19 protein-coding genes are annotated in these 19,619 nt (G+C 69.1%); 6 read left to right on the top strand and 13 right to left on the bottom strand.

The window, feature by feature from the left end; translation table 11 throughout:
• Nucleotides 1-22: 22 nt before the first annotated feature.
• Nucleotides 23-1,114, top strand: a complete 1,092-nt coding sequence (locus H4281_RS34380; RefSeq protein ID WP_182895032.1) for an Rv2629 family ribosome hibernation factor — start codon at nt 23-25, stop codon at nt 1,112-1,114.
• Between the two features lie 56 nt (nt 1,115-1,170).
• On the opposite strand, the gene H4281_RS34375 is transcribed toward H4281_RS34380, so the two are convergent.
• Together H4281_RS34375 and H4281_RS34370 are read right to left on the bottom strand one after the other, a co-directional pair.
• A complete protein-coding gene (locus tag H4281_RS34375; RefSeq protein WP_182895031.1) occupies nt 1,171-2,133 on the bottom strand; it encodes a TIGR03557 family F420-dependent LLM class oxidoreductase in 963 nt (320 codons plus the stop codon).
• A 133-nt stretch (nt 2,134-2,266) separates the two neighbouring features.
• Nucleotides 2,267-2,695, bottom strand: a complete 429-nt coding sequence (locus tag H4281_RS34370) for an STAS domain-containing protein (RefSeq protein ID WP_237599274.1) — start codon at nt 2,693-2,695, stop codon at nt 2,267-2,269.
• Nucleotides 2,696-2,954: 259 nt separating this feature from the next.
• On the opposite strand from H4281_RS34370, the gene H4281_RS34365 reads away from it, so the two are divergent.
• Nucleotides 2,955-3,110 carry a hypothetical protein gene (locus H4281_RS34365; protein WP_086024889.1) on the top strand — a complete coding sequence of 52 codons (156 nt, stop codon included), beginning with the start codon at nt 2,955-2,957 and terminating at the stop codon, nt 3,108-3,110.
• Between the two features lie 55 nt (nt 3,111-3,165).
• On the opposite strand, the gene H4281_RS34360 is transcribed toward H4281_RS34365, so the two are convergent.
• Complete coding sequence (locus tag H4281_RS34360; RefSeq protein WP_182895030.1) at nt 3,166-4,182, bottom strand: Glu/Leu/Phe/Val dehydrogenase dimerization domain-containing protein; 1,017 nt, start codon at nt 4,180-4,182, stop codon at nt 3,166-3,168.
• Nucleotides 4,183-4,242: 60 nt separating this feature from the next.
• Here H4281_RS34360 and H4281_RS34355 point away from each other — a divergent pair, with 60 nt between their 5' ends.
• On the top strand, nt 4,243-4,725 hold the full coding sequence (locus H4281_RS34355) for an Lrp/AsnC family transcriptional regulator (RefSeq protein WP_182895029.1): 483 nt from the start codon (nt 4,243-4,245) through the stop codon (nt 4,723-4,725).
• Between the two features lie 6 nt (nt 4,726-4,731).
• Here the strand turns inward: H4281_RS34355 and H4281_RS34350 are convergent, their stop codons facing one another.
• From H4281_RS34350 to H4281_RS34335, 4 genes are all read right to left on the bottom strand, one after another.
• Nucleotides 4,732-5,883 (bottom strand): hypothetical protein, encoded by a 1,152-nt coding sequence (locus tag H4281_RS34350; RefSeq protein ID WP_182895028.1) that lies wholly within the window; start codon nt 5,881-5,883, stop codon nt 4,732-4,734.
• A gap of 116 nt (nt 5,884-5,999) precedes the next feature.
• The gene (locus tag H4281_RS34345) at nt 6,000-7,829 is read right to left on the bottom strand and encodes a beta-galactosidase (protein ID WP_182895027.1); all 1,830 of its coding nucleotides are present in this window, start codon (nt 7,827-7,829) and stop codon (nt 6,000-6,002) included.
• 11 nt (nt 7,830-7,840) lie between these two features.
• The gene (locus tag H4281_RS34340) at nt 7,841-9,712 is read right to left on the bottom strand and encodes a glycoside hydrolase family 84 protein (protein WP_182895026.1); all 1,872 of its coding nucleotides are present in this window, start codon (nt 9,710-9,712) and stop codon (nt 7,841-7,843) included.
• A 9-nt stretch (nt 9,713-9,721) separates the two neighbouring features.
• Entirely contained in the window at nt 9,722-11,569 is a 1,848-nt protein-coding gene (locus tag H4281_RS34335) for an alpha-L-fucosidase (RefSeq protein WP_220508269.1), read from the bottom strand.
• Between the two features lie 235 nt (nt 11,570-11,804).
• Between H4281_RS34335 and H4281_RS34330 the strand changes: the two genes are divergently transcribed.
• The gene (locus tag H4281_RS34330; RefSeq protein ID WP_182895025.1) at nt 11,805-12,677 is read left to right on the top strand and encodes an 8-oxoguanine DNA glycosylase OGG fold protein; all 873 of its coding nucleotides are present in this window, start codon (nt 11,805-11,807) and stop codon (nt 12,675-12,677) included.
• A gap of 300 nt (nt 12,678-12,977) precedes the next feature.
• Entirely contained in the window at nt 12,978-14,321 is a 1,344-nt protein-coding gene (locus H4281_RS34325) for an outer membrane protein assembly factor BamB family protein (protein ID WP_182895024.1), read from the top strand.
• Between the two features lie 61 nt (nt 14,322-14,382).
• Here the strand turns inward: H4281_RS34325 and H4281_RS34320 are convergent, their stop codons facing one another.
• The 3 genes from H4281_RS34320 to H4281_RS34310 form a co-directional block, all read right to left on the bottom strand.
• Nucleotides 14,383-14,520 carry a hypothetical protein gene (locus H4281_RS34320; RefSeq protein WP_182895023.1) on the bottom strand — a complete coding sequence of 46 codons (138 nt, stop codon included), beginning with the start codon at nt 14,518-14,520 and terminating at the stop codon, nt 14,383-14,385.
• A gap of 117 nt (nt 14,521-14,637) precedes the next feature.
• A complete protein-coding gene (locus H4281_RS34315) occupies nt 14,638-14,949 on the bottom strand; it encodes a hypothetical protein (RefSeq protein ID WP_182895022.1) in 312 nt (103 codons plus the stop codon).
• A gap of 142 nt (nt 14,950-15,091) precedes the next feature.
• Nucleotides 15,092-16,090 carry an alpha/beta fold hydrolase gene (locus tag H4281_RS34310; protein WP_182895021.1) on the bottom strand — a complete coding sequence of 333 codons (999 nt, stop codon included), beginning with the start codon at nt 16,088-16,090 and terminating at the stop codon, nt 15,092-15,094.
• 189 nt (nt 16,091-16,279) lie between these two features.
• Here H4281_RS34310 and H4281_RS34305 point away from each other — a divergent pair, with 189 nt between their 5' ends.
• On the top strand, nt 16,280-16,507 hold the full coding sequence (locus tag H4281_RS34305) for a hypothetical protein (protein ID WP_182895020.1): 228 nt from the start codon (nt 16,280-16,282) through the stop codon (nt 16,505-16,507).
• Nucleotides 16,508-16,551: 44 nt separating this feature from the next.
• On the opposite strand, the gene H4281_RS34300 is transcribed toward H4281_RS34305, so the two are convergent.
• From H4281_RS34300 to H4281_RS34290, 3 genes are read right to left on the bottom strand one after another with little or no spacing between them, the layout of a single operon-like run.
• Nucleotides 16,552-17,547: an ABC transporter ATP-binding protein gene (locus tag H4281_RS34300; RefSeq protein ID WP_182895019.1), complete on the bottom strand. Its 996-nt coding sequence runs from the start codon at nt 17,545-17,547 to the stop codon at nt 16,552-16,554.
• Entirely contained in the window at nt 17,544-18,530 is a 987-nt protein-coding gene (locus H4281_RS34295) for an ABC transporter ATP-binding protein (protein ID WP_182895018.1), read from the bottom strand. Before H4281_RS34295 ends, H4281_RS34300 begins: the two co-directional genes overlap by 4 nt.
• Before the next feature lie 6 nt (nt 18,531-18,536).
• Complete coding sequence (locus H4281_RS34290) at nt 18,537-19,565, bottom strand: ABC transporter permease (RefSeq protein ID WP_237599267.1); 1,029 nt, start codon at nt 19,563-19,565, stop codon at nt 18,537-18,539.
• Between the last annotated feature and the right edge of the window lie 54 nt (nt 19,566-19,619).

Here is a 19,619-nt window from a genome sequence, read left to right as displayed (position 1 = left end):
ACATTGGGAGGAAGAATCCGAAATGGACACACACGAACTGCGCGGGCTGCTGACCGACGGCCCGTTCGTCTCGGTGCACTTCGACGAATCGCACGACACCGAGGACGCGGCCAAGCAATTGCGGTTGCGGCTCAAGGAGATCGAGGCCGCGCTTGAGGAACAGGGCGCGGACCGGCCGAGCGTCGAGGCGGTCCTGCGCGCGGTGGAGGAAAGCCCGCCTCCGGTCGGCCGGGCTGGGCGCACCGTCGTCGCCGCACACGGCAGCGTGGTGCTCGACCGGCGGCTCGCGGCACCGCCACCGGCGCAGGAAGCGCGGTTCTCCGAACTGCCGTACTTCCTGCCGACCGTCAGCCACCTCGAAGAAGCGCCCGCGCACCTGGTGGTGCTCGTCGACCGGACCGGCGCGGACATCGAGGTGCACCGGCCGGACGGCAGCGTGGAAACCGAGACCGTGCGCGGGCAGGAGCACCCGGTGCACAAGGTTCGCGGCGGCGGTCCGGCACACCGCGACATCCAGTCGCACGCCGAGCAGACCGCGCACAACAACCTCTCCGAGGTCGCCGGCCACATCGCGAAGACCGCCGAACGCGTGCGGCCGCGAGCGATCGTGCTGGCCGGTGAAGTCCAGGCCCGCACCGAACTGCACGAGCGCCTGCCCGAACCGGCCCGCTCGCTCACCGCGGAGGTCGACGCGGGCAGCCGCGCCTCCGGTGCCGGCCGAGCCGAACTGGACCGAGCAGTGCACGAATTGCTTACCGGGCAACGGTTGCGCGAGCTGGACGACCTAGCCGACCGCTTCCGCGCCGATGCCGCTCGCGAATCGGCGCTGGCGGTCAGCGGGCTGCCGGCCGTCACGGCTGCGCTGGCGGAGGCGAATGTGGCGACGTTGCTGGTCGGCGAGTCCGGCGAGGCCAGCGTGTACACCGGTTCGGAACCGGCTCAGGTCGGCGTGGCCCCATCCCGGCTGGACGCGCTCGGAGTGGACGATCCAGCCCGGCGGCGCGCGGACGAAGCCCTGCCGTACGCGGCGGTTGCAGTCGGCGCGGACGTCGTGGTGATGGACGAACGGCTCGACCTCGCCGACGGCTTCGGGGCACTGCTGCGGCATCCGTGACGCACGGCTGGGCCCGGGTGCTTCGGCACCCGGGCCCGGCTTTCCTTTGCGGACGTCTACCGCAACGCCGGCAGCAACTCCTGCTGCGCGAACTTCATGAACTCCGGCTGATGCTCCGGCCCGCCGATCTGCACCAGCGCCAGATCCGTGAACCCGGCCTGCGCGAACTGCTTCGCCGCGTCCACGATCGGCCCCGCGTCCGGACCGCACGGAATTCCCGCCGCGACGTCGTCCTCGCGCACGTACTGCGTCGCGGCGTCGAACGCTTGCGTCCCCGGCAGTTCCGCGTTCACCGGCCAGCCCGAGCCGAACCACCGGAACTGCTCGTGCGCCCGCCGGATCGCCGCCCCGCGGTCGGGGTCCCAGCTGACCGGCAACTGCCCGATCTTGCGCGTCGGCGGCCCGACCCGCTCGTGGTCCCATTGCGTGCACAGCTCGGCTTTCGGTTCGACCGCCACCATCGCGTCGGCCACCGGCGCGAACCGCTGCACCGATTTCGGGCCGGACACCGCGATCGCGATCGGCACTCGCGTCGGCGACAGGTCCCACAGCTTGGCCGCGTCGGCCCGGTAATGCTGTCCCGTGTAAGTGAACGAGCCGCCGTCGAACAGGCCGCCGATGATCTGCACGGCCTCGGCGAGCCGGTCGTGCCGCACCGACACCGACGGCCAGCCCATGCCGACGACGTGCTCGTTCAGGTTCTCCCCCGCGCCGAGCCCGAGGGTGAACCGGCCGTCGGACAGCAACTGCACCGTCGCGGCCTTCTGCGCGACCACCACCGGGTGGTACCGCATCGTCGGGCAGGTCACGAGGGTCATGAGTTCGAGCTGTTCGGTCGCCTGTGCCACCGCGCCGAGCACGCTCCACGCGTAGGGCGCGTGCCCCTGTTCGGCCAGCCACGGCGAATAGTGGTCGCTGCAGGCGGCGAAGTCGAATCCGGCCTGCTCGGCGGCGGTCGCGCAGCCGACCAGTTCGCGCGGCCCGGTCTGTTCAGTCATCAAGGTGTAGCCGATGCGCATGTTCTCCCCGTTCGACGGGCTGTTCCGCTCGCGGCGCCAGCGCTTGCGGCCGCCCCGGAACGTCTTCTCCCCGCCCGGTTACCCTCTTCGGGCCGGGTTCACCCGTGCTGTCCGTCCGAAAGAGACGCCCCGGTCAGGACCCGGCCAGCGCCGCCTCGACCGTCGGGTACAGCGGCAGGGTCTGCTCCAGCCCGGTGAGCTGGATGGGCCGCATCGTCGCCCGGCCGGACGCGACGATCCGCAGGCTGGCTCCGGGCACCCGGTGCTGGGCCATGGTCACCAGCGCGGTCAATCCGGCGGAGGCCAGGAATTCCACCGCGGCGAGGTCCAGCACCAGCACCGGCGGGGTCGCGGCGAGCGCCTCGTCGACCGCGGCGGTCAGCAGCGGCGCGGTGACCATGTCGACCTCGCCGTAGACCGCCAGCACCGCGACCGGCGGCCGGTCCACCCGCTCGACGCGGAACTCGCGCGCCGGATCGGCGCTGGGGTCGGTCGGCTCGTCCATCGGCACGGTCCCGTCGTCGGTCTCTCCCGCCGGGCGGGCGGCCCGGCCTCCACCCATGATGCCCGTCCGGGCGCGCCGACGCAGGTGAGCGGCGAAACAGCCGCTTCGTCCGGTTCCCCCGCGACAGTGGCGAAGGCGCGGGCCCTTACGCCGTTTGCCTGAATTCTTTCCTTCTCCCCGATCAATGCGGTGACAGATTCACAGCGCGCGTCCAGGAATTCTCCGCCCCAGTCATGTTTCACTCGACCGAGTGAGGGTATCCGGGAGTGAGCACGCCACATTTCCCCACTGTGAGAAGGAAGACGAGGTTCTCCCCGTGATTGTTCTCGGCGTCATTCTGCTCGTGATCGGGTTCATCACCTCGATCCAGATTTTGTGGAGCATCGGGATCGCCCTGGTGGTGATCGGCGCGATCCTGGCAGTGCTCGGCGGGACCGGACGCCGCATCGGCGGCCGCGCGCATTGGTACTGACCCGCGGAAACGGAAGCGCACGCCAAGGTTCGCAGAGCCTTGGCGTGCGCTTTGTTCAGACGAGCGCCGCCAGTTCCCGCGCGGCCCGCGCCGTCGTCAAACCCCGTTCGCGGGCAAGCGACAGAACGGAATTCGCCGTATCGCCGATAGCGTCGATCTTCGCGTTCGCCGTCTGCTCGGACATTCCGAGTTCCTCGCGGCCGACCGCGTGAATGATGCCGCCCGCGCTCGCGACGACGTCCGGAATCCACGCGATTCCCCTGTCCCGCAATACCGTCGCGACCTCCTCGGCGACGATCTGGTTGTTCGCCGGTCCCACGATCAGCGACGCGCCGCACGCCGCCGCCGACTCGACCGTCAGCAAGCCGCCCGTCGCGGCAGGCACGAGCACGTCCAGCGGTTCGCGCACCAGATCCGCCGTGGTCCAAGAGGCCCCGAGGCGTTCCGCGACCGGCCGGAGCCCGTCCTCGACGTCCGTCACGACCACCTCGGCGCCCCGCTCGATCAGCGCTTCGCAGATAAGCCGTCCGACGCTGCCGAACCCGATCACACCCACGCGCAACCCCGCCACCGGCCCTGGCGCGACCCCGGCCTGAAGCGCCGCCAAGACTCCCCTCGCCGTTGCCGCGCTTGACGTTCCGCTGCCGCCCTGGTTCTCCGGACGGCAGAACGCCCAGCCGTGCGCGAGCCGGTGGATGTCCGCCATGTCCTCGGACGTCGACCCGATGTCCGGCCCGGTGCGATACCGCCCGCCCAGCGCGGCGATCGCCTCGGCGATGTCCGCGATCAGGCCGGGCCGCCGAGCCGGGTCGATTCCCTCCGCGGGCAGCGCCGCCACGGTTTTGCCGCCCCCGTAAGGAAGTCCGGCCAGCGCACACTTCGTCGTCATCGCCGCCGACAACCGCAGCGCGTCGTCGACGCCCGCCCGCCACGACGGGTACGCCTTGATCCGGCACCCGCCGATGGCCGGGCCCCGCGCCGTCGAATGGATCGCGACGGCGATCGCGACCCCCGACCTGTCCCCGCGTACGACCCGCAGTACTTCCCCGCTGAAACTCTCTGTTCGACTCACGGACGCCAGACTGCCTCTTCTACCGCTCCAATGGACTGACGACGGTGATATGTTCGGCAGATGAGCGAACTTCCGAACCTGGATCGGATCGACAGTCTCATCGTGCGCGAACTCCAGCAGGACGCCCGGATCCCGATGCGCGACCTGGCCGAGCGCGTCGGCGTCGCGGCGTCGACCTGTTCCGACCGGATCGGCAGGCTGCAGGCCCGCCAGGTGCTGACCGGATTCCACGCCGAGGTGGACCTGCCCGCGCTGGGCAGGTCCGTGCAGGCCATGGTGTTCGCTCAGATCCGCCCGCTCAGCCAGCCGATCATCGACCGCTTCCGCCGCGACGCGCTCGCCATGCCCGAGGTGATGGCCGTCTTCGTGCTCGCCGGCGGCGACGATTTCCTGCTGCACGTCGCGGTCCCGGACGTCTCCCGGCTGCACACGTTCCTCGTCGAGGATCTCAGCAGCCGCAAGGAAGTCGTGCAGTTCCGCAGTTCGATCGTGTTCGACCACAGCCGGAAGCGGGCGATCGAAAACCTCTCCGCAGAGCAGTGACCCCGGTCAGCAGCACTGGAATTCGACGCCGACCGGCCGGTCCGGGCAGACCGCGCACACGAAGACGTACACGTCCCCGACGTCGCCCAGCATCAGGTCCAATCGGCCGGACCCGCTGCGGTCTTCGGGAACGACGCGCTCCCGCACCGTTTCCGGAGCCACCGCACCCCAGTAGGTCATCTCAGTGGCGTCGAACTCCTCGTCGAGACCGATCGTGGTGCCTGAGGAGCCCCCGTCGACCAGTTGGTACCAAACTTGTTTCACGAAGGTCGTCGTCGCCTGCTCCTCGAGCGGCATCCAGCTCTGCCAGCCCCCGCTCTCGGTGGAGGAGACGGTCAGCAGGTGGTCCATGCGATGCCCGCGCCCGCATTCCGGCCAGTGCGGGTACTGCACCCAGCTGATCCAGCCGCCGACCTTCGAACCCGGCGCGGCCGACAGATGCTCGTAATACGTCCACTCCGTGCCCTTCTCCCACTCCGCGATCCGGGCCCGCAGCTCGGCGGAGGGCAGATCGTCCGCGTGCGGGTACTCCGTCACCCGCTCGGGCCAGATGCGGCACGGCGACGGCAGGCTTTCCTCGTCGCTGAACTCGCGGTCCGGCTCCGTCGCCGCGCGGATCTCGGTCACGTCCGCGGAGTTCCGCCACCGCACCAGCGGCCGCGGCCCGTAGTGCGGCTCGTGGTCGGTCGGGCACCACAGCACCTGGCACACGTCGGTCCCGTCCGGGAACGGCAGCTCCGGGATGTCCCGCGCGTAGAACTGCGCGATCGGCGCCATCGGCAGCGAGGCGGCCGGATCGTCGGCGAACTCCACGCGGCGCAGCTCGCGGATGCTGGTTTCCAGCTCGGCGTACTCGCCGTCGAGCGGGTGCGGCCCGGTGTATTCGTAGTTCCGCTTCTCCTCGAGGATTTCTTCCCGCCGCCGCTGCAGCCGCTTCCCTTCCGGACTCGTCAACGGCCGCTCGTCGGGATGGTCGACCGTGCACACCGGCCACGCCTCCTCGGCGGGCCACAGCAACGGCCCGCCCAGCGACGAATCCCGCACTGTCACCGCGTCCTGCCGCGGATGCAGCCGCACCGTGGTCCGCTCCAGCCCCGCCAGCTCCGGGAACACCTGCGCGATGTCCACCGGCTTGTCCGGCGTCGTGAACCCCTCCACCCTGACCTCCCCTGTCAGTCCCGCACCAGACTATCCAGAATCCCCGCGAGCGGCGAGGATCTGCCCGGCCCGGAACCTTCAGCGCAGGCGGCACTGCGAAGAAGCCTTTCTCGCCCTCAGCCCAGGTCTGCCTCCGGACGGATCTCGATCGCCGGCCCCGGTTGGTGCATTTCCAACACCACCAGTTCGTTCTTCCCCTTCCGCCACAACGACTTCGGCGCGTACAGCGTCTTCTGCGGCCCGATCTTCCAGTACCGGCCCAGGTTGAAGCCGTTCAGCCACACCACGCCTTTCTCCCAGCCGGGCAGGGCGAGGAAACCGTCCGCCGGTTCGCCGACCGTTGCGATCGCGCGGTGGAAGGCCGGGCCAACGCCCGGCGGGGCGGCAGAGAACCGCAGGCGGGACAGGTCGTCCAGGGGCAGCGGGCGGATCTCCCAGCCGAACAGTTTTTGCTGGGTGTTCATCGCGACCCAGCCGTCGATGCCCTTGCGATCGGCCAGGTACGGGCCGTAGTTCACCCGGCCCATGGTGTCGACCAGGATGTCCAGGCGGGTCCGCGGTTTCTCCAGTTTCAGCTCGAGCGTCGCGCCCGGACGGCCGCGGTCCAGAATTCCCAGCTGCACCCCGTCGGCGAACACCAATGCCCGGTCCGCCAGGCCGTGGATGCTGAGCGGGCCGGAATGCGGGCCCTGCACGGTCGTGCGGTAGTGGATCAGTCCGGTTGACTGGCCTAGTCGTTCCATCGAGACCGGTTGCGCCGAACGGACCACTGTGGACAGTGCGGGCAGAGAGTCCATCAGGGACACCGAGCCGTCCGGAGTGACCGATTGGGCGGGCAGGCGCGGCGAGCGAGCGGGCGCCGGGACGACTGGTTGCTTGGTGTACTTGGCGATCACCGACTGCAGCGCGGTGAACTTCGCGCCGACGTCGCCTGCCTCGCCGACCGGGGAATCGTAGTCATAGCTGGTCACAGTGGGCTGATAGGTCAGCCCAGAGGTGTTGGCTCCGGCAGTGAAGCCGTAGTTGGTGCCGCCGCAGGCCATGTACAGATTGACAGACGCTCCCGTCGCGAGCAGTTGATCGATGTGGGCGGCCGTTTGCCGGGGATCGGTGGTGTGGTGCGGCTCGCCCCAATGGTCGAACCAGCCGTCCCAGTATTCGGCCATCATGACCGGCGCTCCGGGGCGGAAGGCTTTCAGCGCGGCGATGCTCGGCGCCGGGTCGCCGTCGCCGGTGCCGACTTCCAAGGTTCCCGGCAACTCTCCGAAGCGCATGAAGAATTCGGAAGCACCGTCGGCGACGAAGAGGAGGCTGGTTATTCCGCGTGCACGCAGACTGTCCCGCAAGTGCGCGAGATAGCTCGTGTCGTTGCCGTAGCTGCCGTATTCGTTTTCGATCTGCACGGCCACGATCGGGCCGCCGTGTTGTGCCTCCAGGGGCGCCAGCTGCGGGATCAGCTGGTCGTACCACGCGTCGACGGCCTTGAGGTAAGCCGGATCGGCGCAGCGCAGTTCCATGTTCCGGTCCGCGAGCAGCCACGCGGGCAGGCCGCCGAATTCCCATTCCGCGCAGATGTACGGACTCGGGCGGACGATGACCTGGAAACCGAGGTCTCCGGCCAACCGGATGAACGCGGCGAGATCGCGATCGCCGCGGAAATCGGCCCGGCCGGGCTTCGGCTGGTGGAAATTCCAGGCTACATAGGTTTCGACGGTGTTGAGTCCCAGCGCTTTGAGCCGCGACAGACGGTCACGCCACTGGTCCGGACGCAGCCGGAAATAGTGGATCGCGCCGGAAACGATCTGGAACGGCTTGCCGTCCAGCAAGAACTGGTCGCCGGACACACTCAGCCCGCGCCGGCCCGCCGCGCCCGCCGGTCCGGCGAACACCGTGCTCGCGGCGATCGCGGCCGCGCCGCCGAGGAAACTCCTCCTGCTCACGTCCATCCCTCCCCCGCTCATCCGACCGTCGCCGCGCGGACCTGGACGAGGAACGCGTCGAGCACGCCGTCGCCGACGAGCGCCTGCCGCACGCCCCACCGGTTGCTGTTGCCCGTCTTCACCGCTTCCGCCCGTTTGACCAGCGCGTCCGCGGCCGCGGTCAGGCGCTGTGCCGTGGCGTCGTCGTCACGGGCGGCTGCGGCCAATGCGTCCAACCGGGTCACCATCGCGTCGCCCCACAGCGCGGTCGCGTCCAGCCACGGGCCTGCCTCGCTGACGAACGCGTTCTGCACCTGCCCGCCCCGGATGACGGTCGGAGCGTTGCGGATCTGTTCGGCGTACGAGCGCAGTTTGTCCAGGGCACGGTGGTCACCAGCGTTCCAGTGCTGCCAGAAATCGGCGACCCGGGCCGCGAGAACCGGCGCTTGGGGCTGCCACGGCGTGGGCCCGAAGACGGGCGCCAGGTGTTCGAGGTCTGCGAACACCTTCAGCGCCGCGGTCGCGCGTTGGTCGCCGCCCGCGAGCCGGGCCAGCGCTTGCGGCCACGAGCGCTCCGGCGAGTAGCCCGCGTCGTTCCAGGAGAAGTCGGCGACGCCGAACTCGGCGACCTCGCTGGCCGCTTCCTGGTTCATCGGATTCGAGACGATCCCGTTGAGATATTTGGACAGCCCCGCTTCGCGCTGCGCGTACGGGGCGAGCAGCAGCCGTCCGGCGGACTGCTCGTAATCGTTGACCGGGTAGTTGTCCCAGAGGAACACTTTTCGTCCGTACACAGTGGACACCTGCTGCGCTTCGTCGTTCGTCACGCTCGGCGGCACCACCGCGGTTCCGGTCCACTGTACGACTACGGACGGGTCAAGGTTCTCTCGCAACTGCGTCTTGTACGGCGAATCCTTGAGGTCGCTGTACTCCGTCGGAACCGTCTGCAATGGACGGACGCCGTCGTGCGTCTTCACGAAGTTCTTGGTGATCTCGTTCAGCAACGAGACCTGCGCCTTGCCCGCGGCGGCTTGACCGGGCGCGCCGAACGCCGCCTGGTCGCCAGCGCAATTCCACTTGGTGTACGAGATGTCGTCGAACGGCAACGAGAACGAGCGCACGCCGAGGTCGTACACCGCTTGGAATTTCGCTTTTACCGCAGCGATATCCTGAGGCGACGAGAAACAGATCGAGACACCGGGCGACAGCGCGTAGGTGAAGTCGACGTGGTTCGCGTTCGCTGTGCGCACAAGCTGGCCGAGCGCGTCCAACTCCCGCTGCGGATACGGATCCCGCCACTGTGCACGCAGATACGCGTCGTCTTTCGCGCTGTAAACGTAGGTGTTCGCTTTGGTCTCGCCGAGGAACTTGATCTGCCGCACCCGGTCGTCGTTCGTCCACGGTGGGCCGTAGAAGCCTTCGATCGACCCGCGCAGCGCCATGTTCGGCCAGTCTCGTACCGCGGCACCGCTCAATGCCCAGCTCTGTCCCTTTCGGACAAACAGCTGCCGCAAGGTCTGCACGCCATAGTATTGGCCGGCACCGTCGCGACCGCTGATTGTCACGCCCTCACGCCGCACAGCGAGCGAGTAGCCCTCCGCCTGCGCCGGCGCGTCACTGCTGTTGATGAGCCGGATGACCAGCCCGCGCTGCGGACCCGCGCTGATCTTCTTGACTCCATGCTGTTTCAGCAGGGAAATCAGGAGATCCTTGGCCGCGCCGTCCGTGGTGCCGTTCGTGACCAGCACCACCGAGGACGGCAGCGGCACATCGGCGGAATCGCGGTTGATCTGTTGCGGCGTCGGGGAAACCACCGGTACCGGACCCGGCTCGGCAGCAGCCGGTTGGACGATGGTCAGAGCACTCGTCGCGACGACAGCGGCGAGCCAAACTCTGCGGCGTAGAGTCATGACTTCCTCTCAGGCGGCGGGGACAGTGCGGTACAACGCGAAGGTAGCCAGGTACGGCGTCGCTCGCGACTGCGTGACGACCACGCGCAGGTGGCGAGCGGTGACCGGCGACGGGAGGGTGACGAGACGGTTGGCTCCGACCGTGGTGACGGTCGCGATCGTGCGCCAGGAACCGTCTGCTTCGGCCTGCACAGTCGCACCTTCGACGTGCTGACCGCGGGTGATGTCCTCCCCCAGCCGGATCTGGTCGAAGGCGACCGCCTTCGGCAGCACGACGTCCATCGTCCCGGCGAGCGCACCCCGCGGCGGCGACCACGACGTGGTGAGCGAGGAATCCGTCACCGCGTCCAGCCCTCGCGCACCAGCGGCGAGGTTCCCGGCCTGCGTCCTCGCGATCGCCTGCCCGAAGGACGCCAGCGCGGCGGCATCCGCCGGAGCGACCCGGCCGTCCGGACCAGGGGGAACGTTCAGCAGGAGCGAGGCATTGCGTCCGACCGAAGCGCGGTAGAGGTCGACGAGCTGCGCGGATGTCTTCGGTTGTTCGTCCGGGTGGTAGAACCAGCCCGGACGGATTGATACGTCAGCCTCGGCCGGCGCCCATTCCAGATATCGCACGGACGGGTCGGCGAGCACCTGCCGCGACCCGAGGTCGGCACCCTCCGCGCCGCCGACGAACAACTCCTCATTGTGCGCGGTGTTCGGATCTCCCGTGGTCGGCAGCGCGCTCCACTCGGTCTCGCGAGCTTGGCCGCGCTCGTTGCCGACCCAGCGGACGCCCGCCGGACCGGCGAACGTGACCGTGTCCGGCGAGAGCGCGTGGATCATCCGGAACCAGGTCGGGAAATCGTAGGTTTCGCTGATTCCGTTGCCGCGCCAGGGATTCGCGCCGTCCAGCCACAGTTCGTCGATGGGACCGTACTGGGTGAACAGCTCGTAGATCTGGTTGAGGTAGTAGGTGTTGTAATCGTCCTCGGTGACGGTGAACTTCGGCAGTTTCCCAGCGGCGAGCGCCGCGGCGCGGTCGTCGTTCGGGACCAGCGACGGGATCGTCCGGGCCTTCGCCGCGCTGCCCGTGCCGTACCGCCCTTGACCGGCGGGGATGCTGGCACGGTCGTCGTAAGTCGCTTGTTCCTCGATGCTCAGCGGCTGCCCGGCGGCGACCTTCGCCTCGACCCGTTTCACCTGGTCCGCGAAGAACTGCCCGGGCAACTCAGCGCCGTCCGCGGGCGACAGGTACACACCGACTTTCAGCCCGGCTTTCCGGGCGGAATCGACGTAGTCGCGCAGGATGTCGCCACGCGGATTGGCACACCCCGCGGCGCGGACCTGCCAATACGCGGACGGATCCTGCGCCCTCCCGTCCTGCGCCGCCGCACGAGCCTTCGTCACCGCGGCGTCGGAGCACCCGGGCGTGACCCACCACGGGCTCGCGACGACGGAATGGTTCGTGTAGCGCGTCGGATAAAGGACGAACCCGTCGTGGTGCTTCGCGGTCAGCATCACCTGCGTCACGCCAGCCGCCTTCATCGACCGCATCCACTGGTCGGTGTCGACCGCGGCAGGCGCGAACGTCGACTCTTTCTCCGCGCCGGAACCCCATTCCCGGTCGGTGAAAGTGTTCATGCCGAAGTGCGTGAACGCGGTGACCGGCCGCTGCTGCCAGGCGATCTGCCCAGACCGCGGCACGGTCGCGGCGGCTTTGGCGAGGATCCGGTCCATGCCGTCGCACGACCGCACGGCCTGAATCGCCGCCGGACGGATCGGTCCATGGCAGGCGGTTGTGTCCGCCGCGGCGGGAGCAGGCGTTCCCCCGGCCGCCAGTACCGCGGCAAGCGCCAGGCTCGCGGGAATCGACACGGCGGTCCTCCTGTCGGATCCGTGACCGAACGGTGACGGCCGGGAGCGTAAGTCGGGAATCCATCGGATGTCTAGACCTGATCGGCGGAGAGGGTCTGGGTTTCACCCGAGCGCCGAAGCTTGGATCAGCGCTGTTCCAAGCCTTCTGCTTGCTCCATCGCGGATCGTGCGGCGGAGGTCCAGTGATCTGATGGATTGCTGTGCGGTACCACGGTCATCTACGCAAGGGGGTCGTATGACAGACGCTTCGGGCGAACTGCCGGTCCCGGCCGCGCTGACCGACGCCATCCGGCGATGGCAGGCGCAGGGCGGGGCGGCCCAGCCGCCGATCCGCTGGTCCCGTGCTGCCTGGCGCAGGTATTTCCCCGGCCAGCGGGACTTCCTCGACGCCCTGCCCGAACGCGTCGACCGGGCGGAAGTCACCAGCCAGGCCGCGCACGCGACGACCCCGGAAGGCGCCGAACGGGCTTTCCTGGCCGCGATGATCTGGGGTTACGGACGAGTCGGCTACGGCCCTTGGCGCACCGCCCGCGTCCTGACCGAGAATCCGGCCGCGGCCGAGCGGCTGGCGGAGGCGGCCGTCGTCGCCCGCGACCACGGCGGCCTGGCGGCGTTCCGCGCGCTCGCGGACAAACCGTTGCGCTACCTGGGAGTCGCTTTCGGCACCAAGTACCTGAGGTTCGTCACCGCCAAGCTGTCCGCGGACCGGGTCGGCGCCCCGATCCTGGACGCCGTCGTAGGCCGCTGGTTCGCGACGCACACCGGCCTCCGCTTGATGATCGACGAGTGGCGGCCGGCTGTTTACGAGAGGTACGTCGGGTTGCTGGAGTCTTGGTCGGCGCGACTCGATCTGGCCGCGGATACGGTAGAGGAGCTGATCTTCCGGTCCGCGGCGAGCCGCGAGGGCTCCGGCCAGTGGAGCGAGCCGTGGGCGGGTTCGGACGAGCCGGTGCGGAAGGCACGGGCCGCACTGCTGGAACTGGAGCGGCTCTTCGACACCGCCGACGCCGGAGCGGCGCGGGAGGCCCGGCCGCATCTGGACGAGCTGGGACGGATCATCCAGCAGGGCTGGACCCCAGGCTCAGCTCCGCCGGACGGCCTCGGCTGAGTCGGCGGCATCGCAGCGGCCGCGTCCTTGCCGATCATGCGCGCGACATCGTAACCGTCCGATGGCGCTGGATCAGGAAAACCCGTCCCGCTGCGGACGCTTTCCGGAATCCGCGGCACATCGTCGCGATCGGCAGGGGCTAAGACAACCGAATGCGAGACGGTGCCACACAAGGCAACCACGCCCCGGAACAAGACGGCTGCGACCGCGTGTTCTGCCGTTCGGAGGTATCGCGACCCGGAGCGCGGCTGGATACTGCGATACGGGGAGTCGCTAATCAGCGACCAGGAGTGATACCTCATGAACAGGAATTGCCTCCGCACCGTGTTCGCGATCGCGGTCGTCGTCCTCGGCGCCGGTCCGCCGGCACCGGCCTCGGCGGCCGACGGTCATTCCCGGCAGCAGCTCGCTTCGGGCGATTGGCCGACCTATCACCACGACAACGCGCGCACCGGCGAAGCGGCCGACCTCGCTCCGCTGGGCACCCTCGGCACGGCCTGGCAGGCCACTTTGGACGGTGCCGTTTACGGCCAGCCGCTGGTGGTCGGCGGTCAGGTCCTGGCTGCCACGGAGAACGACACCGTCTACGCGCTGGACCCGGCAACCGGCGCGGTCCGCTGGTCGGCGCACATCGGCGAGCCGGCGAGAAGAGCGGAGCTGCCGTGCGGGAACATCGACCCGCTCGGCATCACCGGCACCATGGCCTACGACCAGGCCACGTCACGGGTTTTCGCGCTGGCCGAGCTCACCGGCGGGCAGCACGTGCTGGTCGGGGTCAATGTCAATACCGGCGCGGTGGAAGTGCGCACGGAGCTGGAACCGCCTAAAGGCGACCGGCTGGCGCACCAGCAGCGAGCGGCGCTGACCGTGTTCGGAGACCGGGTTTACGTGGCGTACGGCGGGCTGGCCGGGGACTGCGCGAACTACATCGGTTCGGTGGTGTCGGCGACCACCGCGGGGTCCGACCCGCTCAGTTACAGCGTGCCGACCACCAGGGAAGCCGGGATCTGGGCGCCAGGCGGCGGTGTCGTCGACGGGCAGCGGCTGCTCTACGCGGTCGGCAACGGCGAGTCCACCACGGGCTACGACGACAGCGATTCCGTGCTGGCCCTGTCGCCCACGCTGCAACGGGTGGATCTGTTCGCCCCGGACACGTGGGCCGACGACAACGCGCAAGACCTCGATCTCGGTTCGTCCAGCCCGACCCTGCTCGGCGACCACGTCATCGCGGTCGGCAAACGGGGCACCGGATACGTGCTGCACCACGACAATCTCGGCGGAATCGGCGGGCAGCAGGCCAAGGCGGAGATCTGCCAGTCGTTCGGCGGCAGCTCGACCAAGGGCGACACCGCGTACCTGCCGTGCAACGACGGCCCGCGCGCGGTCCGCATCGCCGCGGACGGAACGCCTACCGTGGCTTGGCATGCCGACGGGACAGCGAACGGCTCGCCGACCATCGGCGGCGGCGCGGTGTGGGTGGTGGACTGGAACGATGGCGTGCTGTACGCGCTGTCACCGGCTGACGGGACAGTGCTGGCTCAGCTGGACGTCGGCGCTCTTCCGCATTTCGCCTCTCCCACGTTGTCCGGCGACCACGCCTACCTGGGCACGATGACCGGCGTGGTCGCGGTCTCCGGAGCCTGACTGTGAACAGCGCATCCCCGGGCCGTTTCCGACGGCCCGGGAATGCGCGCTCAGCACCCGGCTAGGTGTGTTTCATGGACAGGCACCGGATCTTGAAGGTGTCGCCGTAGTGGTTGAAGTACGACACGAGGCTGTATCCCCGCGCCACCAGGCCCGAGTTCGCCCAGCGGCACGCAGCGTGCAGGTCGAGCGGATGCACGACGTTGTCGTAGCCGACGCAGCGCCACCCGGCGACGTTGCGGTACGCCAGGTGGACGTCCCGGTAGCCGAGGGACCGGCAGTAACCCGGGAGCGCGCTCAGATCGCTCGGCGAGGACTAGTCGGTCGCGTTGAGGGCCCAGCAGCGGCCGCCGGGGCCAAGGCAGGTGACCTTGAACCCGGCGCCGGCCAAGTCGAAGAACTGCCAATGGCAGGCGCCGAACAGGTCGAGCGGAACCAAGGTCCGGGGATTGTTCCGGTAGCAGAACCAGGGATTGGACTGCCCGTTGCGGGAGTCCACCGCACCGTCGAAGTGCATCGCCTGGCAGTACTCGGCGAGCATCATGCCGCCGAGGTCGCCGGTGGTCGCACTGGCCGACGGCGTCAGGCCGAACAAGCCGAGGGCGAGAGCCGCCAGCACCATGCCCACCCGTCGAGACAATCTTTCACGCCAATCCTCCTTGCAGAGTCGAACGGCGATCTGTCCGGTTCGGCCACCCGGCCTGGTTCGGCCCGGGAGTGGCCAGTGTCTGCTTTAGACATAGGCCGTCCGGTCGATCGACCGCCGCCGGTCAGCCGTTCAGGAATCGCTCCAGCTCCCCCGCCACGAACTGCGGGTTCTCCTCCACCAGCCAATGCCCGGCGTGCGGCACATCCGCCGCCTGGACGATGTCAGTCATCCGCGGAGCCACCGTGCCCCGGATGGCGTCGAGTTGCCCCTGGGCGGTCAGCAGCAACGTCGGCACTTTCACCGGCGCGGCCGCCGCCGTGTCGCGGACATCCTTGTCCAGCGTCCGATAAAGCTCAAAACCGCCGGACAGCACCGCGGGACGGCTATAGGTCCGGGCGTACTCACTGACTTCCGCGTCGGAGAACGGCGATCGCTCCGAAGTTCCGCCGAAAGCCGTCCCGCCGAAGGAAACCTGGGGATAGAACAGCGCGAGGTATTCCCGCACGTCGTCGCCGACCACCGCCTCGGGAACGCGGCGCTGGGAGTGGAAAGCGATATGCCAGCTCAACGTCCGGTAAGCGGCAGCATTGATCGCCGGCCCGGGAAGCGGCAGATCGAAATAGCCGAGACGCGCGGTGTCGCCAGGAAACTGGCTCGCGTACTGGAATGCCACCGCAGCACCGAAATCGTGTCCGACGACGGCGGCGTTCCGCACCTTGAGCCGCGAAGCAACCAGCGTGTGCACATACCGCGCCAGGGTGGCTTTGTCGTATCCGCTCGGCGAACCGGTGCTGTCGCCCAAGCCGGGAAGGTCGATCGCGTACACGGTGTGGTGTTTCGCGAGCTCCGGCATGACCGGCCACCAGCCGTACCAGGTCTGGGGCCAGCCGTGGATCAGGACGACAGGGCTGCCGCTGCCGCCGGTGACGTAGTGCATGCGGACCCCGTCGACGTCGGCGAATTCGTGCCGGAAGGTGCTCTGGAACGCGGGATCGTTCTGGGTGGCGGCGGCGTAAGGCTCGGCAGGAGGGGCGGAGCAGGCGACGCTGCCGATCGTGAGCAAGAGGGTCAGGGCAAGCGCCGCGACAGAGCGAGGCACCAGCTGGGATGCGGTGATCATGCGGTCAGTTTCGCCAGCCCAGCCCGGCGAGGGCACGGAAACTTGCCGTTCCGGCAAGGGGTTGCGCCCGGTGCCCGTTCGATCAAATCCTTTTAGCCGATCAGGCAAGGGCTGGTTCGCCGCGCTTCGGCGAGGGTAGCGATCGTGGTGAGGCGGTCAGCGCGACCGCCGGAACCGGAGGGATCGCACATGCGGAAGATCGTGGCCACGGCTGCCGTTTGCCTCGCTGCCACCGGCGGCGCCCTGTTGCTGAGCGGCACCGCGTTCGCCAGCCACCTCGAGTACAAAGGGCCATACGAAACCCCGGACGACTGTGTCCACGCACTGCGCGCCCTGCCACCAGACCCCACGGTCGACGGCGCCGAGTGCATTCCCATGAACGGAAAGCACTACATCGAAATCTCGCATACGAACTGAGCGAAAAAGGTTTCCCCGGCCGGAAAAGCCGGGGAAACCGTTCCTCATCCGGCGGAAGCCAGCACTGCGTTCGCCGCCTCGACGTGGTGGCAGGCCGCGCCCGAAGCGGGAGCGGGCGCCTCGTCTCGGCACAACCGCTGCCGCGACTCCCCCAGTGCCGCGTAAACCGGGCATCGCGTGCGGAAGACGCAGCCGCTCGGCGGGTCCGAAGGGCTCGGCAGATCACCGGCCAAACGGATCCGGTGAGCGCGGTCCGCGCCTGGCGAAGGGACGGCCGAGAGCAGCGCCCGGGTGTAGGGATGCCGGGGAGCGGCGAAGACGTCCGCGGTCGTGCCCTGTTCGGCCATGTGCCCCAGGTACATCACCGCGACGCGGTCGGCGAAGTGGCGCACCACGGACAGATCGTGCGAAATGAACAGATACGCCACCCCGGTCTCCTGCTGGATGTCCTGCAGCAGGTTGATCACCTGCGCCTGCACCGAAACGTCCAAAGCGGACACCGGCTCGTCGCACACGATCAGCTGCGGGTCCAGCGCGAGCGCCCGCGCGATGCCGACGCGCTGTTTCTGCCCGCCGGAGAACTCGTGCGGGAACCGGTTGTAGTGGTCCGGCCGCAGGCCCACCCGGTCCATCAGATCCCGCACCCGCGCCTTCGCCCCGCCGGGCGGCGCGATGCCTTGTGCGAGCAGCGGCGCGGCGATGGCGGCGCCGACCGACTGGCGCGGGTTCAGCGCTGAGGCGGGGTTTTGGAAGACGATCTGCACCCGCCGCCGGTATTCCTGCAGCGCGGCGCCGCGCAGGGTGCCGATTTCCTCGCCGGCCAGCCGGATGCTCCCGGAGGTCGGGTCGAGCAGGCGCATCACCAGCCTGCCGGTCGTGGACTTGCCGCAGCCGGATTCGCCGACCAGGCCGAGCGTCTGCCCGACTCCGATCGAGAAGCTGATCCCGTCGACGGCCTTCAGCGCGCCCGTCGAACGGAACAGCCCGGCGCGCACCGGGAAGTGCTTCACGAGGTCCCGGACCTCCAGCAGCTCGGTCACGCCGCCTCCCCGAGATGGCACCGCGACAGATGCCCGGAGCCGGACAGCAACGGCACCTCGGTCCGGCACCGGCCGTCGGCCACCGACGACGCTTGAGGACACCGGTCGGCGAACAGGCAGCCGGGCGGGAGGTCGAGCAGCGCGGGCGGGAAGCCCGGGATCGGCCGCAGCCGTCCGGTTTCCCCGGCCAGCGACGGCATCGACGCGAGCAAGCCCTGCGTGTAGGGGTGGCCGGGCGCGGCGAACAGGTCGTCGACGGACGCGACCTCCATGCACATCCCGCCGTACATCACCGCGACCCGGTGACATACCTGCGCCACCACGCCGAGATCGTGCGTCACCATGATCACCGCGGTGCCCGTCTCGGCCTGCAGCTCGCCGATCAGGTCGAGGATCTGCGCCTGCACGGTCACGTCCAGCGCCGTCGTCGGTTCGTCCGCGACGAGCAGCTCCGGCTCGCACACGAGCGCCATCGCGATCATCGCCCGCTGCCGCATCCCGCCGGAGAACTCGTGCGGGTATCCGGCCGCGCGCCGGCGAGGGTCGGGGATGCCGACGCGGCCCAGCATGTCGACGGCCACCTCGGCGGCCGCCTTGCGCGACACGCGGTTGTGCGTCCGGTACACCTCGGCGATCTGCGAGCCGACGGGGTAGAACGGATGCATCGCCGACAGCGGGTCCTGGAAGATCATCGAGATCTTCTTGCCCCGACAGGCCAGCATCGCGGGCTCGGCGAGGGTGTTCAGATCGGTCCCGTCGAGCAGGATCTCGCCGGTCACCGTCGCGGGCGTGCCCTTGAACAGGCCCAGCAGCGCCTGGCTGGTCACGGTTTTGCCGGACCCGGACTCCCCGACCAGCCCGATCGTCTCGCCCTTGCCCAGCGTCAGGTCCATCCCGTTGACCGCGTGCACGACGCCGTCGTCGGTCGGGAAGCTGACGCGCAGGTCGCGGACCGCCAGCAGCGGCGTTTCGGTTGCAGACACGTGCCCTCAGACTCTCACTCGGGGGTCGATCACCGCGTAGCACAGGTCGACGACCACGTTGGCCACGATGATGAAGAACGCGGCCATCATGGTGATGGCCATCGTCACCGGCAGATCGCCGGACTGCGCCGCGTGCACCGCGGTGAACCCGACGCCCGGCACGGAGAAGATCTGCTCGGTCAGCACCGCGCCGCCCAGGAGGCTGCCGATGTCGAGGCCGAGCATGGTGACGATCGGGGTGATGCCCGCCCGCACGCCGTGCTTGAACACGACGCGCCGGCGCGGCAGTCCCATCGCCCTCGCCGTGCGCATGAAGTCCTCGCCGAAGGTCTCCAGCATCGTGGTCCGGGTGATCCGGATGTACTGCGCGCTGAACAGCAGCGCCAGCGCCACCCACGGCAGCAGGTAGTTGCCGAACCAGCCGAGCGGTCCGGCCGGGCCGAACGGCGACGAGATCTCGTTGCTGGTGAACGGAAGCAGGTGCAGCGTGCTCACGAACACGAGCAGCAGCAGCAAACCGGTCACCGGGATCGGCAGCGACACCCCGCCCGAGGCGGCGCCGACAATGAGCTTGTCGGTCGCCCGCCCCTTGCGCAGCGCCGCGAGAAGACCCAGCGACACCCCGGCGACCGTCCACAGCAGAACCGCACCGACCGCGATCGACACCGTGTACGGCAGCGCCCGGGCGAGCACGTCCGTCACCGCTTCGTTGGTCTGGAACGACTTGCCGAGACACGGCCACGCGCACACCGTCAACGCGCCGGGCGCGCCGATCGTGCGGCTGTGCACGAAGCCGGACAGGTAGTCCAGGTACTGCACGAAGAACGGCTTGTCCATGCCCAGCGCGATCCGCGCCTGGTCGATCCGCTCCGGCGTGCACTCCTGCCCGCACGCGGCGGCGGCCGGGTCGGCCGGGCCGATCTGGAACAGCGCGAACGTGACGAAGCTGATCACGACCAGCAGCACGATCATCGCGGCCACGCGCCGCGCCAGGAATCCGATCACGTCCGCACCCGCCTGGTCCACTGTGGACACCGCATCGCCGGGGAATCCTCTCTCGTCGCTCGAGTGCTCGCTGGAGTACTCGCT

It is taken from the genome of Amycolatopsis dendrobii (assembly GCF_014145675.1).
In the GTDB taxonomy this organism is placed as follows: domain Bacteria; phylum Actinomycetota; class Actinomycetes; order Mycobacteriales; family Pseudonocardiaceae; genus Amycolatopsis; species Amycolatopsis dendrobii.
This window is presented reverse-complemented; position numbering and strand designations above follow the sequence as displayed.

Bases quoted from the DNA above. Each gene is read 5' to 3' on its own strand.
- H4281_RS34345 (WP_182895027.1), bottom strand. From the start codon at position 7,829: ATGGACGTGAGCAGGAGGAGTTTCCTCGGCGGCGCGGCCGCGATCGCC.
- H4281_RS34380 (WP_182895032.1), top strand. From the start codon at position 23: ATGGACACACACGAACTGCGCGGGCTGCTGACCGACGGCCCGTTCGTC.
- H4281_RS34325 (WP_182895024.1), top strand. From the start codon at position 12,978: ATGAACAGGAATTGCCTCCGCACCGTGTTCGCGATCGCGGTCGTCGTC.
- H4281_RS34340 (WP_182895026.1), bottom strand. From the start codon at position 9,712: ATGACTCTACGCCGCAGAGTTTGGCTCGCCGCTGTCGTCGCGACGAGT.
- H4281_RS34355 (WP_182895029.1), top strand. From the start codon at position 4,243: ATGAGCGAACTTCCGAACCTGGATCGGATCGACAGTCTCATCGTGCGC.
- H4281_RS34370 (WP_237599274.1), bottom strand. From the start codon at position 2,695: ATGGGTGGAGGCCGGGCCGCCCGCCCGGCGGGAGAGACCGACGACGGG.
- H4281_RS34310 (WP_182895021.1), bottom strand. From the start codon at position 16,090: ATGATCACCGCATCCCAGCTGGTGCCTCGCTCTGTCGCGGCGCTTGCC.
- H4281_RS34375 (WP_182895031.1), bottom strand. From the start codon at position 2,133: ATGCGCATCGGCTACACCTTGATGACTGAACAGACCGGGCCGCGCGAA.
- H4281_RS34330 (WP_182895025.1), top strand. From the start codon at position 11,805: ATGACAGACGCTTCGGGCGAACTGCCGGTCCCGGCCGCGCTGACCGAC.
- H4281_RS34305 (WP_182895020.1), top strand. From the start codon at position 16,280: ATGCGGAAGATCGTGGCCACGGCTGCCGTTTGCCTCGCTGCCACCGGC.